The following is a 14,196-nucleotide window of genomic DNA, read 5'->3' on the forward strand; positions in this document are numbered from 1 at the left end:
TGCCCATCGGTTCATGGCGTCCGAAACAGGAACTTGTCATGGCTATTTTTCAAAGGATTGCGCTTGGCTGCGTCCTCGCGCTTGCCTCACTGTCGCAGGCGGATTTCGCTGCCGCCGCCTCGGACGCTCGGAAGCTCATCACTCCGCCGCGCACCAATACCGTCATCTGCGATTCCCGCGGCTGCTTTGGTTTCGGACAGCGGCAGTTCTACACCCGCCCTGGCCAGCCGCTTCCGATCACGCCGCCCTATGCCGGAGGTCTCAATCGCTATGACAGCCCGCGCGTTCATATGCCCCCGCGCGAAACCTATGCACCGCCGCCGAGGGCTCTCTATCCTTCACCCGCCCAGAAACTGAGACAGCATCAAACCTGGTGCGCCGAGCGCTATCGCACCTATAATCCCGGCACAAACAGCTATACGACGATCAATAACGGAACCAAGCCCTGCCGTTCGCCCTTCGACTGATACCTGAGCAGCAGGAGACTTAGCTTTCCAGCGATCCGCGATCGGTATGGCCGAGATCGCGCTCGGGGTCGATGATATCCCGTACCCGTTGCTTGAGTTCCTTCGGTCCGGGGAAGCCGCCATCCCGCTTGCGCTCCCACAAGAGCTCGCCGTCGATGCGGATTTCGAAGACGCCGCCGGTGCCGGGGATCAGCGCCACTTCGCCAAGACTGTCGGTAAAGGTCTGCAGCAGCTCCTGCGCCATCCAGCCCGAGCGCAGCAGCCAGTTGCATTGGGTGCAATAGAGAATGGTGATCCGCGGCTTGTCGCTCATCGTCCTGATCCTTCGTTGTTTGCTGAGATCTAGGCTCAACTTTAGTCTACTGCAAGCCAAAGCAATTCCAGGAAAAGTGCCAGGCGGTTTTCCGTTCGGAATTGCGCCACGATCAGACGGCCGGAGTCGTTCGGCATTTCCGTCGAGTGCTGAAGCGCTCTGGCCACTTGCCTCTCCCGCTGCCTCATGCTCATCTTCGGCGGCAACATTGCTCGGGAATCAACGGTATGCGCGTCGCCATCATCGAGAATATGAAGAACACCCCGCTCGGAGCTCTCGGCATTGCGCTGGAGGAGGCCGGAGCCGAGATCGATTGGTTCCGCCCCTGGAGCGGCGAGGCTTTGCCGAAGGACACGTCGTCCTATGACGCGCTGGCCGTGCTCGGTGGCGAACAGAGCGCCCGCGATGACGACACCCATCCTTATCTGCCGGAGCTGGCGCGCCTGATGCGCCATTTCGAGGGTGAGGATAAGGCCGTGCTCGGCATCTGCCTCGGCAGCCAGATCCTGGCGCGTGCCTATGAGGCGGAAAATCTTCTCGGCACCGCCCATGAGTTCGGCTGGAAGACGGTCTGCCTGACTGAGGAGGGTAAGGCGGACCCGCTGCTGGCCGATGTCGGCGACGAATTCACCATCTTCGAATGGCATGGGGACACCTTTACCTTGCCCGATGGAGCCACGCGCCTTGCCGCCAACGGTGTCACGCCGAACCAGGCTTTCCGCATCGGCCGTGCCACCTATGGCACGCAGTTCCACTTCGAAGCCAATACCGCTGTGGTGGAGCGCTGGCGCGGCGAATTCAGGGAAACCATCGAGCGCAAGGAGCCGGGCTGGCTCGAGCGCTATCCGGAACTTGTTGCCGCGCACGCGGCTGCGGCCGAGGCGGCGGGTCTTGCCATCGCAAGGGCCTGGGTGCGGACGATCAGAGTGCAGGCAGGGCTTCCGCAGGCCGCGGAGGCTTGAGGATTGTAAGAAGCAGCAAGTTATCAGGCCGGGCACTTGCATCTGATAGCGTGTGAGGTGCATCAAAAATCATGGAATGGGAGGAAATGACATCATGAGCGCACTGGAACTACCCTGCGCAGGCGGTTGCCGTTGCGGGCAGGTGCGGCTGAAGATCAACGCCAAGCCGCTGTTGACCATGGCCTGCCACTGCACAGGCTGCCAGCGCATGACCGCCGGCCCCTATTCGCTGAGCGCTGCCATCCCCTCGGATGGCTTCGAGGTGACGGAAGGCGAACCTGTCATCGGCGGCCTGCACGGCGATGCCATCCATCACTATTTCTGCCCGCATTGCATGAGCTGGCTATTCACGAAGCTGGAGGGCGTCGACTGGTTCGTCAATGTCCGCGCCACCATGCTCGATGACGTCGGCTGGTTCACGCCCTTCATCGAGACCTGGACGAGCGAAAAGCTGCCCTGGGTGACGACCCCGGCCAAGCACAGCTACGCCGCACTGCCGGCGATGGAGGAGTATGAAGGGCTGACGAAGGAATATATGGCGGAGGGTTAAGGCTGAGGTGGTTAAGCCCGCTGTCAGAACTGACGGTATTGCGCAAACGGCAGACCATGTCTTTCGACATAGGCATTTACCTTTGCAATCGCCTCTGCATTTTCACTTAACCAGAGACGCTCGCGCTCAATCTTGCTGACGCGAGCGGCCTTATCTTCAATGGGAGGTGAGGTACTGCTCTTCGAGTCGCTCACTCGTCCCCCATCTTCAGCGCGGCAATGAACGCTTCCTGCGGGATTTCGACCTTGCCGAACTGCCGCATGCGCTTCTTGCCTTCCTTCTGCTTGTCGAGCAGCTTGCGCTTGCGGGTGGCGTCGCCGCCGTAGCACTTGGCGGTCACGTCCTTGCGCAGCGCCTTCACCGTCTCGCGAGCGATGATGCGCCCGCCGATGGCGGCCTGGATCGGGATCTGGAACATGTGCTGCGGGATCAGGTCCTTCAGCTTCTCGCACATGACGCGGCCGCGCTTTTCGGCAGCGGAGCGATGCACGAGCATGGAGAGCGCGTCCACCGGCTCGGCATTGACGAGGATCGACATCTTGACGAGATCGCTTTCGCGATAGTCGGTCAGGCTGTAGTCGAAGGAGGCATAGCCCTTCGAAATCGACTTCAGGCGGTCGTAGAAGTCGAAGACGACTTCGTTGAGCGGCAGGTCGTAGGTGATCATGGCGCGGTTGCCGACATAGGTCAGCTCGGTCTGGATGCCACGGCGGTCCTGGCAGAGCTTCAGGATCGAGCCGAGATAATCGTCCGGCGTCAGGATCGTCGCCTTGATCCATGGCTCGCGGAATTCCGAAATCTTGACCACGTCGGGCATGTCGGCCGGATTGTGCAGCTCGATCTCGGTGCCGTCGGTCATGGTGAGCTGATAGACGACGGAAGGTGCCGTCGCGATCAGGTCGAGGTTGAATTCGCGCTCCAGGCGCTCCTGGATGATTTCCAGATGCAGCAGGCCGAGGAAGCCGCAGCGGAAACCGAAGCCGAGGGCGGCGGACGATTCCATCTCGAAGGAGAAGCTGGCGTCGTTGAGGCGCAGCTTGCCCATGGCCGAGCGCAGGTCTTCGAAATCGGCGGCATCGACAGGGAAGAGGCCGCAGAACACGACCGGCTGGGCCGGCTTGAACCCGGGGAGGGCCTCGGCAGTCGGACGCTTGTCCTCGGTGATGGTATCGCCGACGCGCGTATCGGCCACTTCCTTGATCGAGGCGGTAATGAAGCCGATCTCGCCGGGGCCGAGGCTGTCGACGGCGACCATCTTCGGCGTGAGGACGCCGACGCGCTCGATCTGGTACTTGGCGTCCGTGCCCATCATGCGGATGGTCTGGCCCTTGGTCAGCGTGCCGTCGATGATGCGCACGAGAACCATGACGCCGAGATAGGTGTCGTACCAGCTGTCGACCAGCAGCGCCTTCAGCGGCGCCTTTTCGCCGCCCGCGCTCTTCGGCGCCGGCAGCTTGTTGACGATGGCTTCCAGCACGTCGGGAATGCCGAGGCCGGTCTTTGCCGAAATCAGCACGGCGTCCGATGCGTCGATGCCGATCACTTCCTCGATCTGATCCTTGATGCGGTCGGGTTCGGCGGCCGGAAGGTCGATCTTGTTGAGGACGGTGACGAGCTCGTGATTGTTGTCGATCGCCTGATAGACGTTGGCGAGCGTCTGCGCTTCCACACCCTGAGAGGCATCGACGACAAGCAGCGAGCCCTCGCAGGCCGACAGCGAGCGCGAGACTTCATAGGCGAAGTCGACATGTCCGGGCGTGTCGATCAGATTGAGGATATAGGTTTCGCCATTGTTGGCCTTGTAGTGCAGGCGCACCGTCTGGGCCTTGATGGTGATGCCGCGCTCGCGCTCGATCTCCATATTGTCCAGTACCTGCTCCGACATCTCGCGTTCGGCAAGGCCGCCCGTCGTCTGGATCAGGCGATCGGCCAGCGTCGATTTGCCGTGGTCGATATGGGCCACGATCGAGAAGTTGCGGATATGCGAAAGCGGAGTGGTGGAATTGGTGCTCATGCGCGCCATATAGCAGCGCCGCCCCGCGCCGCAAAGCGGAAAAGCGGGGTTTTGGCGGCTATCTTCACGTTATATTAGCCTTTTCCGCCCCGCCGCCGACACGTGTAGAAGCGCTCTTGATTCCATTATGAGATCGTGTATTTCTCATATAGTGGAATTTCGAGTGAGAGACACAGAGAATGGCGGTTGATGATCTGGAAATGGCGATTGGCGCGCGCATCAAGGAGCTGCGCATCGCCCGTGGCCTGACGCTGGAGGAGCTCGCCAATGCCTCGGCCGTCAGCCGCGCCATGATCTCGCGCATCGAGCGGGCGGAGGCGAGCCCGACGGCCTCGCTGCTGTCGCGGCTTTGCGCAGCGCTTGGCCTTTCGCTCTCGGCCTTCTTTGCCGAGGAAGACGAGGAGGTGTCGCCGCTTTCCCGCCATGCGCAGCAGGCGATCTGGCGCGACCCCGGAACCGGCTATGTCAGACGCGCCGTCTCGCCGCCGGCAACGGGTTCGAAGGTCGATGTTGTCGAGGTCATCTTCCCCGCCGGCGCGTCCGTCATCTTCCCGCCGAATGCCGCAAGCGCCGAGATGACCCAACATGTCTGGCTGTTCGAGGGCGAGATGGAGGTGACGCATCGCGATGTCGCCCATCATCTCATGCCCGGCGATTGTCTCTTCATGGGCGTCGGCGACGGCCACGCCTTCCACAATCCCGGCGAGGTGCCGGCGCGCTACAGCGTCATCCTCGATCGCGGCCGTTTATAACACCCAAGGATCTCTTCATGCCTGATATTCGTCTTCTCTCCGCCGCCGAGGCTCGTGCTGCTCTGCCGGATCTTTGCGATGTGCTCGCCGATTGCGTCAACGGCGGCGCTTCCGTCGGCTTCATGCAGCCTTATGGGGCAGCCGACGCATTGCCGTACTGGCAGGGCGTGGCCGATAGCGTCGAAAGTGGCGCGACACTGCTTTTCGCCGTCGCAATTGAGAGCAGGGTGGTCGGAACGGTGCAGGTGGGCGCTGCACAGATGCCGAACCAGCCGCATCGTGGCGATCTCAAAAAACTGCTGGTGCACCGCTCTGCGCGAGGCAAGGGGCTTGCTCGGCTGTTGATGGAAGCCGCTGAGCGCGAAGCCGCGCGTATCGGCAAGACCTTGCTGGTGCTCGACACGGCGACGGGCAGCGACGCCGAAGCCATCTACCCCCGCCTCGGCTGGGAGCGCGTCGGCGTCATCCCCGATTACGCCTTGTGGCCGCAGGGCGGGTTCTGCGACACGACCATCTTCTACAAGCGGATTTCCCTGTGATTTCAGCGCGAAAAGGCCGCGAGCGCATCTTCCAGCTTCGAGCCTGGCGCCCAATGCATTGCTTTCCAGCCGAATTGCCGGGCGGCTTCGATATTAGCGGGATAATCGTCGATGAAGGCGATGTCGCCGGGCGCGATGCCGACGCGCTCGGTCGCCAGCCGGAAGAACTCCGGCGCCGGCTTCTGGTAACCCAGCATCGCGGAATAGAAAATGCCGTCGAAATAGTCGGAAAGCCTGAGATTCTCCATCAGATAGGCGGCGCGCATATGCTCCTGATTGGTAGCGAGGAACATCCTCGTTCCGCCGGCCCTCAGTGCGGCGAGGTCCTCGAGCAGGCCGTGGTCCAGGCGGGAGTCATTCTCGAACCAGTAGTCGATTAGGGTTCGGGCGCTAACGTGGGGCGCAATCTTCCCGAGAACCTCCGCAAGCCTCGGCTCAAGCCCGTCGCGGCCAGTGACGATGTCAGGCCAACAGGTTTTGAAGAATGCCTCTTGCAGCGCCTCGAGCCGCAAGCCCAGATCGCGTTCCAGATAGGTGAACAACGGCAGTCCGTCACCCGGGCGGCCATGCACCAGCACGCCGTCGACATCGACCATCAGGAGTTTCATGCCGCCGCCGCCAATTCCTCGAACGTCGGCGGAAGGTGCAGTTGTTTGCAGCAGCATTCAAGGCCATATCCTGCTCTTTTTTCCGCGGCGCGATGCATGTAAGCCTTCGTGTCATCAGCAGAACAATGCCGGCGATGGAGGAGGGACGATGCGCGTCATTTATTCGGAGGATCACAAGCTGAGGGATGCCAAGACCGAGCTGCATGATGGCCAGCTCGTCACGCCCTTCGAAGCACCCTTCCGCGCCGAATGGATCCTCGCCGCCGTAAAAGAAGCCGGCTTTAACGATGTCGTCGCGCCTGAAGCCCATGGGCTGGAAACGGCGCGCAAGGTCCATGATCCCGCTTATCTCGATTTTCTCGGCGTGGTCTGGGAGCGCTGGGTTGCCGCCGGCTACAAGGGCGAAGCGATCGCCAACTCCTTTCCCGTCAGGCGCACCAGCCAGCGCGTGCCTGACAATATCGTCGGAATGATCGGCCACTATGCCAATGCTGCCGATACCTCGATCACCAAAGGTTCCTATGAGGCGGCGATCGCATCGATGCGTTGTGCCCTGACCGGTGCCGACTGGCTTCACGCCGGCAACCGCTTCGCCTTCGCGCTCTGCCGCCCGCCCGGACATCACGCCGGCATCGACCTCTTTGGCGGCTATTGCTTCATCAACAATGCCGGCGTCGCCGCTCAGCGCCTGCGTGATCATGGCGCGGCCAAGGTTGCAGTGCTCGATGTCGATTTCCATCACGGCAACGGCACGCAGGACATATTCTACCGGCGTGGCGATGTTTTCACGGCGTCGCTCCATGGCGATCCCATCCATGCCTTTCCCTATTTCCTCGGCCATGCTGACGAGAAGGGTGAGGGCAATGGGTTGGGCGCCAACCGCAATTACCCCATGCCGCGCGGCACGCCATGGGAAGTCTGGTCGGCGGCACTCGATGATGCGCTTGCCCGCATCAAGCTATTCGGCGCGGAGGCGATCGTGCTCTCGCTCGGCGTCGATACGTTCGAGCGCGATCCGATTTCCTTCTTCAAGCTGACCTCGCAGGATTTCGTCCGCATGGGTGAGCGCATCGCGGCCGCCGGGCTGCCCGTCCTCGTCTGCATGGAGGGCGGTTATGGCGTGCCCGAAATCGGCCTCAACGTTGCAAATGTGCTGAAGGGTCTCGAGGCTTGAGAGATGCTTGCATCAAACTGCCTGATTGCAGGATGAAAAGTTTGAATTTGTCAGCATAAGTCTAAGCTTCTAAAAGCCTCGCCGGATGGGAGAGGTTATGGAACAGAAGCTTGTCGAGAGTGGCACGGATGGCGGCGCGGCCTTGATGCCGCATCCGGACGTTGCGCCATCGACCGGTGGCATTGCCGCCGGCGTGCTGATGTGCGTCATGTCCATGTCGTCAATCCAGTTCGGCTCGGCACTGTCCTCCCCGATCATCAATGCCTACGGGCCGGCGGGCGCGACCTGGCTGCGGCTCGTCTTCGCCTCCATCGCGCTGGCAATCATCGTCCGGCCCAAGATCATGAGCTACAGCCGCTCGCAATGGCTCGGCGTGCTGGCGCTCGGCACCGTATCGGCGTTGATGACGACCTCCTTCTTTTCGGCAATTGCGCGCATTCCCTTGGGCCTTGCCGTCGCTATCGAATTTCTCGGGCCGTTGCTGGTCGCGACCCTCAGCTTCGGGCTCAGCCGCCAGCTTCTCTGGCCGATCCTTGCGGCAATCGGCGTTCTGCTACTGGCCTATGATGGCGAAGAGTGGGTCGGCAATCTTCCCGGCATCCTCTTTGCCATCGGCGCCGGAGTGGGATGGGCCTGCTATATTCTTTTGACGAAGAAGGTCGGTAATGCCTTTCAGGGCCTCGAGGGCCTTTCCATGTCGCTCCTGGTCGCCGCAGTCGTCTCGACACCCTTCGGCTATGCCTCTGCGGTCCCCAATCTGACGGCCTTCGGTCTTCTTGAAATAGCCGGCCTGGCGTTGCTCGTGCCGCTCCTTCCCTATGTGCTGGAAATGGTAGCGCTCAAGCGCATGCCTACATCTTCCTTCGGCATCCTCATGAGCCTGGAGCCCGCCATGGGCGCCGTTGCCGGTTTTCTCATTCTGTCACAACCGATGACACCGTCACAGATGTTCGGCACGGCGCTTGTTGTTGCAGCCAGTGTCGGAGCGACGATTTTCGCGGCGAAAGGCTAAGGCCGGGCGCATCCCGTTCTACTTGGCAAATGCTCCACGGAGAGCACGACGCTGGTACAGCTTCCGTTGATCGGATGACGATCTCTATCGGAGCAACGTTGCGGTCGCTGCCCTCGTCAAGTTCTGCACGTCAGCGATAGAGCTCAGATCGTCTTTCGCGTCGGATCGTCCAGCGCAGGATTATAGAAGAGCGAGAGCGTCAGGCTCTTGGCGATGCGTTCGGCTGTCGCCATGAACCAGGTTTTGGCCTCCGCCGAAGGGGCGATATCGGCAAGCGTTTCGGAGAAAAGCGCCAGCCACTCAGGAAAGAGATCGGCGCTCATTCCCCTAACGCCGAGATGCGCCTGCACCGGTTTGCCGCCATAGGCGCCATTCTTGAAGGCGACGGAGGACCAGAAGCGTTTCATCTTCTCCATGTGATCCGGCCAGCGTCCGGCAAGGCGTTCGTCGAAGACCGGCCCGAGCCGGGGATGCGCCTGAATGCGCCCATAAAATGTATCGACCAGCCTGCCGATGAAGGCAGCATCGATGCCCATGCGCGCCATTTCCGCCTCGGCTTTCTCGCGAATGCCGGCGAGATGAGCTGCGCGGGCCTGTAGTTCTTGTTCCATAATAGCCTCCTGGCTCGGGCTAGGCGTCGCCGCAAGTCGCATCCGTTTCCATCTATGTAAGCAATTTGCCGGCTTGGCCAAGCGTCATCGGAATGTTGCGGCAATCTGTCAAACCATCTCGCGATAAACCGTGAATTCTTCGGCGCAGCCCAGACGACGACACATCTGCGCTTGACCAGCGCAATCCCTGACTTTAGATTTAGAATAATTCTAAAGTTATGAGGCTTGCCCCGATGCTGCTAGGTCTATTCCGCCCGTCCAAACGTCCTTTCACCTCGCTTTCCGAACAGGAGATCCTCGCGATCGCCATTGCGGCGGAAGAGGATGATTCCCGCATCTATCTTGCCTATGCCGATACGCTCCGTCCGCACTATCCCGAGTCCGCCAAGGTTTTCGAGGATATGGCCGAGGTCGAGGACAGCCATCGCAAGACGCTGATCGATATGCATCGCCGCCGCTTCGGCGAGCGTATCCCGCTGATCCGGCGCGAGCATGTGCATGGCTTTTACGAGCGCAAGCCGGATTGGCTGCGCAAGAACCTCTCGCTCGATGCCATGCGCAACGAGGCCGAGGCGATGGAGCAGCAGGCCTATAATTTCTATGTCGAGGCGGCCAAGCAGGTCTCCGACGCCTCGACGCGCCAGCTTCTCGGCGATCTCGCGCTTGCCGAGCAGGGCCACGAAGACGTCGCCCGCATGCTGGGCGAGAAGCATACGCCGGAAGAGGTCAAGCACGAGGAGGATGCACAGGCACGCCGGCAGTTCGTGCTGACCTACGTGCAGCCGGGTCTCGCCGGGCTGATGGACGGTTCCGTCTCGACGCTCGCACCAATCTTTGCGGCCGCCTTTGCCACGCAGCAGACATGGCAGACCTTTCTTGTCGGCCTGTCGGCGTCGGTTGGCGCCGGCATTTCGATGGGTTTCACCGAGGCGGCCCATGACGACGGCAAGATCTCCGGCCGCGGTTCGCCGATCAAGCGCGGCCTTGCCTGCGGCATCATGACAGCGCTTGGCGGCCTCGGGCACGCCTTGCCCTATCTCATTCCGCATTTCTGGACCGCGACGATCACCGCGGCCGTGGTTGTTTTCTTCGAACTCTGGGCCATCGCCTTCATTCAGAACAAGTATATGGAAACGCCGTTTCTGCGGGCTGCCTTCCAGGTTGTTCTCGGCGGCTCGCTTGTGCTGGGTGCCGGCATTCTGATCGGAAATGGGTGAGACGCGTTCGGCATAGCCGACGAAACGATCCGGTGAATCGTTTCGAGCGTCGAACGCCCTAAGCCCAAGCGAAGGGCCGGCGGTAAGGGGTGGACAATGTTTTGTCGCTCTCGGAAGGGCGAGGACATTCTCAGATCACGAAATGTTAAAAGTCGGAACGCCTTCCACTGCCATCGGTTAGCAATATGAGGCCGCTCTTGGCCTCGTATGCAAACCAAAGGAGATGATCCAATGGCAAACCAAGGTGGAACCCACGAGCAGCATGTGAAGGCTGGCCAACAGAGCCACAAGAACATGGACAACGACAATACCAGGAATGCTTCGTCCAGCGGCTCCCGCGAGCAGCACTCTGGCGGCTCGCGCGGCGGTACCCACGAGCAACACGTCAAGGCAGGCCAGCAGAGCCATAAAGACAGCTGACGTTCGTGGGGATGACCAATTCGCCCTTGCACGAAAGTAAGGCGCGTTTTCATACATGATGAAAAAACGAAAGGCCGGTCCGAGGGGCCGGCCTATCTGCGTTTAACAGTTTGGCTTTCTTACTTGACGGCGCCGACGAGGACGTCGTTGCCGTTCTCGATGGTGACCCAGCGGCCGGCATTGAAGCTCGCTTGGCGCTTCAGGTACGAATAGGGGGTCTGGTTCCAGACTTTGATCTCGTCTTCGAGATTGTCGAGGATGAAATCGCCCTGCTTGGTGCGCAGCGTGAGCACCGCATGTCCCTCGCCATCCGGCTTGCGTACGACCGTCATCAGCAGATTGGATGCGGAAATGCCACTCTGCATCAGCATCCTGCGCTTCAGAAGGGCAAAATCCTCGCAGTCACCGGCGGTTTTCGGATATTCCCAATATTCTTCCTGCCCGTAGACTTCCATGTCCGTCGCCGGATGGATGGTCTTGTTGACGCGCAGGTTGACCTGATTGACCAGCGCCCAGGCGGCGGCGTTCATGTCGACAGGGCCGATATTGCGGGTCGGGCCGCACTCGTCGGTATGTCTCTGACAAAAGTCGTAATGCCCGATCGGCTGGGAGGTCACGTTGCCGACGGTCATCGAAGCGCCCTGCTGAGGTGCTGGCATCGCCGCCGACGACATCGCAACTATAGCAGCGAAGGCAATCAACAAGCCCTTTATACGCACGCCCACTATCCTTGTATCGTCCCTGCATTTGTTAACAAATTGTTAATGTAGGGGGGCGCGCGAAGTCAATCGTTACTTAAGTGTTAACGCGGGAACCGGCTCATATGGTTAATTTCGGCACAATCAAGGGAATAGCTGCCATAATTCTCTGCTGCCTGCGATTATGCAGGTGCGCGCATGCGGCGGCGGCCAAAGGAGGCCGCGCACTAAGAGGCCTGCAGGTATCTGCTTGTTTTTACGGCGTATTATGCAGCGCCAATGTCTCGGCCACAGCGAGCATGCGCTCCAGATCCTGGGGCCGCGACAGGCGGTGATCGCCATCGCGCACAAGTGTTAACACCACATCGTCGGCCGGCAGATGCTCGACCAGCTTTAACGAATGCGAAAAAGGCACGTCGGCATCCTCCATGCCCTGCAATATATGCACGGGGCAGCCGGTCTCGATGATGCCGGTGAGCACGCGATTGGCCCGGCCGTCCTCGATGAGCGCGCGGGTGAAGATATTCGGCTCGGGACTGTATTCCGAAGGCTCGTCAAAATAGCCGCGCTCCGCCAGCGAGCGCCGCTCGACATCGGAAAGATTGGGTTCGATGAGGTCGATGGTGAAATCGGGCGCGGGCGCGATCAGCACGAGGCCTGCAATAGTGGGTGCCTTCTTGCGCTTGCGCAGTTCCTGGATGGCCCTGAGCGCGATCCAGCCGCCCATCGAGGAGCCGACGAGAACGATCTTCTTTGGCTTGGTATGGTCGATGACGGCAAGTGTCTCTTCCAGCCAGCGCGAAATCGTGCCGTTGGTGAACTTGCCGCCGGATTGGCCGTGACCGGAATAGTCGAAGCGGATGCAGCCGATACCGAGCCGCGCGGCCAGCGCATCCAGTTCCAGTGCCTTGGTTCCGCTCATATCGGATCGATAGCCGGACAACCAGACGAAGCTGACATTCCTGTCGCCCTTACCGGCTGCGCGCTGAATGACGGCGATCTGGCGCTCGCCGTCGCCCGTGCCAACGGGAAGAAAGATCGGTCGGATGGTTGCAGTCTCGGACATGGAAAGCTCCCGGATTTTCTGCCCTATAAAACAGATTCGCGCTCGCGTGACCTGAAAAATCCTCGATCTTTTGGCTGGGCTCTCTATATAAATGCGTAGGATACTGTGTCCTTCGCGCATCTCGCGCTTCCGCGACACTCTATCGACATGCGGGAGGTGCTTTTTTCCTGCTGTCATGCTATTGACTTCAACACAGCTTTTACGACATTTCCGTCAGTTGCGCCGATGGGGAGCGAGAGGCTGCAGCTATCCGAAACAATTCGTGGAGAATACGACCATTCGCAGACCCTTTAAAACCGATGCGCCCGTAAAGGACGGGCCACGTTCCAACAGGGAAATTCGCGTTCCCAAAGTTCAGCTCATTACAGCTGACGGCCAGAATTTGGGCGTTGTGCCGATCGACCAAGCATTGAGAATGGCAGAGGAGGCCGGTCTCGATCTGGTGGAAATTTCCCCCAATGCCGAAGCGCCTGTGTGCAAAATCCTCGACCTGGGCAAGCTGAAATATGCCAACCAGAAGAAGGCCGCCGAAGCGCGCAAGAAGCAGAAGATCGTCGAAGTCAAAGAAATCAAGATGCGTCCCAACATCGACACCCATGATTATGAGGTGAAGATGAAGGCGATCGGCCGTTTCTTTGAGGAAGGCGACAAGGTGAAGGTGACCTTGAAGTTCCGTGGCCGCGAAATGGCCCACCAGGAACTCGGTATGAAGCTTCTTCAGCAGGTCAAGGAAGATACGCTCGAGATCGCCAAGGTGGAGGCCGAGCCCAAGCTCGAAGGCCGCCAGATGATGATGGTGCTTGCGCCCAAGTGAGGCGCAAGTCGTAGTAGAGAGGCCGGAGCCGTCCCTTGGACGGCTTTTTCCTTTTCTGCGGCATGGGCCATGCCTGTCATCGATCTGCAAAGATTCCCGCAATGGCACCGTTGCACTTGAAGGCAAGTGCGGTTATAAGCGCGCGTCCGAACTGACCGGCAGGGCATGCCGTGGCAGTTCAGAATGCTGGTGGAGCGGTTCGTCACCGTATCCGCCGTTCAACAACAAACGCTCCGGCACCTTGTTGCAGCCCGGTCAGTTCCGGATCTGTGGGAAGGGCTTTTAAGCAAAGCAGGCCAGGAAGCATCGAAGGAGTAGCAAAATGCCCAAGATGAAGACGAAGTCCTCTGCCAAGAAGCGGTTCAAGATCACCGCATCCGGCAAGGTCAAGGCCGCCGCTGCTGGCAAGCGCCACGGCATGATCAAGCGTAGCAACAAGTTCATTCGCGATGCCCGCGGCACCATGGTTCTCGCAGAACCGGATGGCCGTAAGGTTATCAAGAACTACTTGCCGAACGGTCTCTAAGACTATTCGTAACGCTATAGACTAAGGAGATCATGAAATGGCACGCGTAAAAAGAGGCGTTACCGCCCACGCCAAGCACAAGAAGGTTCTGAAGGCAGCCAAGGGCTTCTACGGCCGTCGCAAGAACACCATCCGTACCGCCAAGGCCGCCGTCGATCGTGCAAAGCAGTACGCTTATCGCGACCGCAAGGTTAACAAGCGCAACTTCCGCGCCCTCTGGATCCAGCGCATCAACGCTGCCGTCCGCGAGCATGGCCTGACCTATGGCCGCTTCATCGACGGCCTGACCAAGGCTGGCATCGAAGTTGACCGCAAGGTTCTTTCCGACATGGCAATCCATGAGCAGGAAGCTTTCGGCGCGCTCGTCGCCGCTTCGAAGAAGGCACTTGAATACCTCAAGGAAGCCGGCACGAAGAACGAGTTCGAAGCAGCCGTTAACTAACGCTGCCTCGC

The 14,196-nt window shown here is 60.1% G+C and carries 20 protein-coding genes; 12 read left to right on the forward strand and 8 right to left on the reverse strand.

Annotated elements, in window-relative coordinates; translation table 11 throughout:
- Positions 1 to 38 precede the first annotated feature (38 nt).
- Complete coding sequence (locus RTCIAT899_RS01575) at positions 39 to 467, forward strand: BA14K family protein (RefSeq protein WP_015338464.1); 429 nt, start codon at positions 39 to 41, stop codon at positions 465 to 467.
- A 19-nt stretch (positions 468 to 486) separates the two neighbouring features.
- Here the strand turns inward: RTCIAT899_RS01575 and RTCIAT899_RS01580 are convergent, their stop codons facing one another.
- A complete protein-coding gene (locus RTCIAT899_RS01580) occupies positions 487 to 780 on the reverse strand; it encodes an Rdx family protein (protein ID WP_015338465.1) in 294 nt (97 codons plus the stop codon).
- 41 nt (positions 781 to 821) lie between these two features.
- Complete coding sequence (locus tag RTCIAT899_RS34375; protein WP_280117186.1) at positions 822 to 947, reverse strand: hypothetical protein; 126 nt, start codon at positions 945 to 947, stop codon at positions 822 to 824.
- 60 nt (positions 948 to 1,007) lie between these two features.
- Here RTCIAT899_RS34375 and RTCIAT899_RS01585 point away from each other — a divergent pair, with 60 nt between their 5' ends.
- Both RTCIAT899_RS01585 and RTCIAT899_RS01590 read left to right on the forward strand, forming a co-directional pair.
- Positions 1,008 to 1,742, forward strand: a complete 735-nt coding sequence (locus RTCIAT899_RS01585) for a type 1 glutamine amidotransferase (protein ID WP_015338466.1) — start codon at positions 1,008 to 1,010, stop codon at positions 1,740 to 1,742.
- A 94-nt stretch (positions 1,743 to 1,836) separates the two neighbouring features.
- On the forward strand, positions 1,837 to 2,292 hold the full coding sequence (locus RTCIAT899_RS01590) for a GFA family protein (protein WP_015338467.1): 456 nt from the start codon (positions 1,837 to 1,839) through the stop codon (positions 2,290 to 2,292).
- A 23-nt stretch (positions 2,293 to 2,315) separates the two neighbouring features.
- Here the strand turns inward: RTCIAT899_RS01590 and RTCIAT899_RS31805 are convergent, their stop codons facing one another.
- Positions 2,316 to 2,486 carry a type II toxin-antitoxin system CcdA family antitoxin gene (locus tag RTCIAT899_RS31805; RefSeq protein ID WP_015338468.1) on the reverse strand — a complete coding sequence of 57 codons (171 nt, stop codon included), beginning with the start codon at positions 2,484 to 2,486 and terminating at the stop codon, positions 2,316 to 2,318.
- Complete coding sequence (gene lepA, locus RTCIAT899_RS01595; protein ID WP_015338469.1) at positions 2,483 to 4,315, reverse strand: translation elongation factor 4; 1,833 nt, start codon at positions 4,313 to 4,315, stop codon at positions 2,483 to 2,485. The genes RTCIAT899_RS31805 and lepA overlap by 4 nt, the downstream gene beginning before the upstream one ends.
- A gap of 170 nt (positions 4,316 to 4,485) precedes the next feature.
- On the opposite strand from lepA, the gene RTCIAT899_RS01600 reads away from it, so the two are divergent.
- Both RTCIAT899_RS01600 and RTCIAT899_RS01605 read left to right on the forward strand, forming a co-directional pair.
- Positions 4,486 to 5,058, forward strand: coding sequence for a helix-turn-helix domain-containing protein (locus RTCIAT899_RS01600; RefSeq protein ID WP_015338470.1), 573 nt, complete (start codon positions 4,486 to 4,488; stop codon positions 5,056 to 5,058).
- A 17-nt stretch (positions 5,059 to 5,075) separates the two neighbouring features.
- Positions 5,076 to 5,597, forward strand: coding sequence for a GNAT family N-acetyltransferase (locus RTCIAT899_RS01605; RefSeq protein WP_015338471.1), 522 nt, complete (start codon positions 5,076 to 5,078; stop codon positions 5,595 to 5,597).
- A 2-nt stretch (positions 5,598 to 5,599) separates the two neighbouring features.
- Here the strand turns inward: RTCIAT899_RS01605 and RTCIAT899_RS01610 are convergent, their stop codons facing one another.
- Positions 5,600 to 6,205: an HAD-IA family hydrolase gene (locus RTCIAT899_RS01610; protein ID WP_041677776.1), complete on the reverse strand. Its 606-nt coding sequence runs from the start codon at positions 6,203 to 6,205 to the stop codon at positions 5,600 to 5,602.
- 148 nt (positions 6,206 to 6,353) lie between these two features.
- Here RTCIAT899_RS01610 and RTCIAT899_RS01615 point away from each other — a divergent pair, with 148 nt between their 5' ends.
- A complete protein-coding gene (locus tag RTCIAT899_RS01615; RefSeq protein WP_015338473.1) occupies positions 6,354 to 7,379 on the forward strand; it encodes a histone deacetylase family protein in 1,026 nt (341 codons plus the stop codon).
- Between the two features lie 97 nt (positions 7,380 to 7,476).
- The gene (locus tag RTCIAT899_RS01620) at positions 7,477 to 8,391 is read left to right on the forward strand and encodes an EamA family transporter (protein WP_015338474.1); all 915 of its coding nucleotides are present in this window, start codon (positions 7,477 to 7,479) and stop codon (positions 8,389 to 8,391) included.
- Between the two features lie 143 nt (positions 8,392 to 8,534).
- Here RTCIAT899_RS01620 and RTCIAT899_RS01625 read toward each other — a convergent pair whose 3' ends face one another.
- Positions 8,535 to 9,002, reverse strand: coding sequence for a group III truncated hemoglobin (locus tag RTCIAT899_RS01625; RefSeq protein ID WP_015338475.1), 468 nt, complete (start codon positions 9,000 to 9,002; stop codon positions 8,535 to 8,537).
- Positions 9,003 to 9,235: 233 nt separating this feature from the next.
- Here RTCIAT899_RS01625 and mbfA point away from each other — a divergent pair, with 233 nt between their 5' ends.
- On the forward strand, positions 9,236 to 10,219 hold the full coding sequence (gene mbfA, locus RTCIAT899_RS01630) for an iron exporter MbfA (protein WP_015338476.1): 984 nt from the start codon (positions 9,236 to 9,238) through the stop codon (positions 10,217 to 10,219).
- A gap of 231 nt (positions 10,220 to 10,450) precedes the next feature.
- Positions 10,451 to 10,639 carry a hypothetical protein gene (locus RTCIAT899_RS01635; protein WP_015338477.1) on the forward strand — a complete coding sequence of 63 codons (189 nt, stop codon included), beginning with the start codon at positions 10,451 to 10,453 and terminating at the stop codon, positions 10,637 to 10,639.
- A 119-nt stretch (positions 10,640 to 10,758) separates the two neighbouring features.
- Here RTCIAT899_RS01635 and RTCIAT899_RS01640 read toward each other — a convergent pair whose 3' ends face one another.
- Positions 10,759 to 11,358: a transglutaminase-like cysteine peptidase gene (locus RTCIAT899_RS01640; RefSeq protein ID WP_015338478.1), complete on the reverse strand. Its 600-nt coding sequence runs from the start codon at positions 11,356 to 11,358 to the stop codon at positions 10,759 to 10,761.
- A gap of 235 nt (positions 11,359 to 11,593) precedes the next feature.
- A complete protein-coding gene (locus tag RTCIAT899_RS01645) occupies positions 11,594 to 12,403 on the reverse strand; it encodes an alpha/beta hydrolase (RefSeq protein WP_015338479.1) in 810 nt (269 codons plus the stop codon).
- Between the two features lie 277 nt (positions 12,404 to 12,680).
- Here RTCIAT899_RS01645 and infC point away from each other — a divergent pair, with 277 nt between their 5' ends.
- The 3 genes from infC to rplT all read left to right on the forward strand — a co-directional run bounded on the left by infC (position 12,681) and on the right by rplT (position 14,185).
- A complete protein-coding gene (infC, locus tag RTCIAT899_RS01650) occupies positions 12,681 to 13,217 on the forward strand; it encodes a translation initiation factor IF-3 (protein WP_184461881.1) in 537 nt (178 codons plus the stop codon).
- Positions 13,218 to 13,539: 322 nt separating this feature from the next.
- Positions 13,540 to 13,743 (forward strand): 50S ribosomal protein L35, encoded by a 204-nt coding sequence (rpmI, locus tag RTCIAT899_RS01655; protein ID WP_012759782.1) that lies wholly within the window; start codon positions 13,540 to 13,542, stop codon positions 13,741 to 13,743.
- Between the two features lie 37 nt (positions 13,744 to 13,780).
- Entirely contained in the window at positions 13,781 to 14,185 is a 405-nt protein-coding gene (gene rplT, locus RTCIAT899_RS01660) for a 50S ribosomal protein L20 (protein ID WP_015338482.1), read from the forward strand.
- The last annotated feature ends 11 nt before the right edge of the window (positions 14,186 to 14,196 follow it).

Source organism: Rhizobium tropici CIAT 899 (assembly GCF_000330885.1).
Lineage (GTDB): Bacteria > Pseudomonadota > Alphaproteobacteria > Rhizobiales > Rhizobiaceae > Rhizobium > Rhizobium tropici.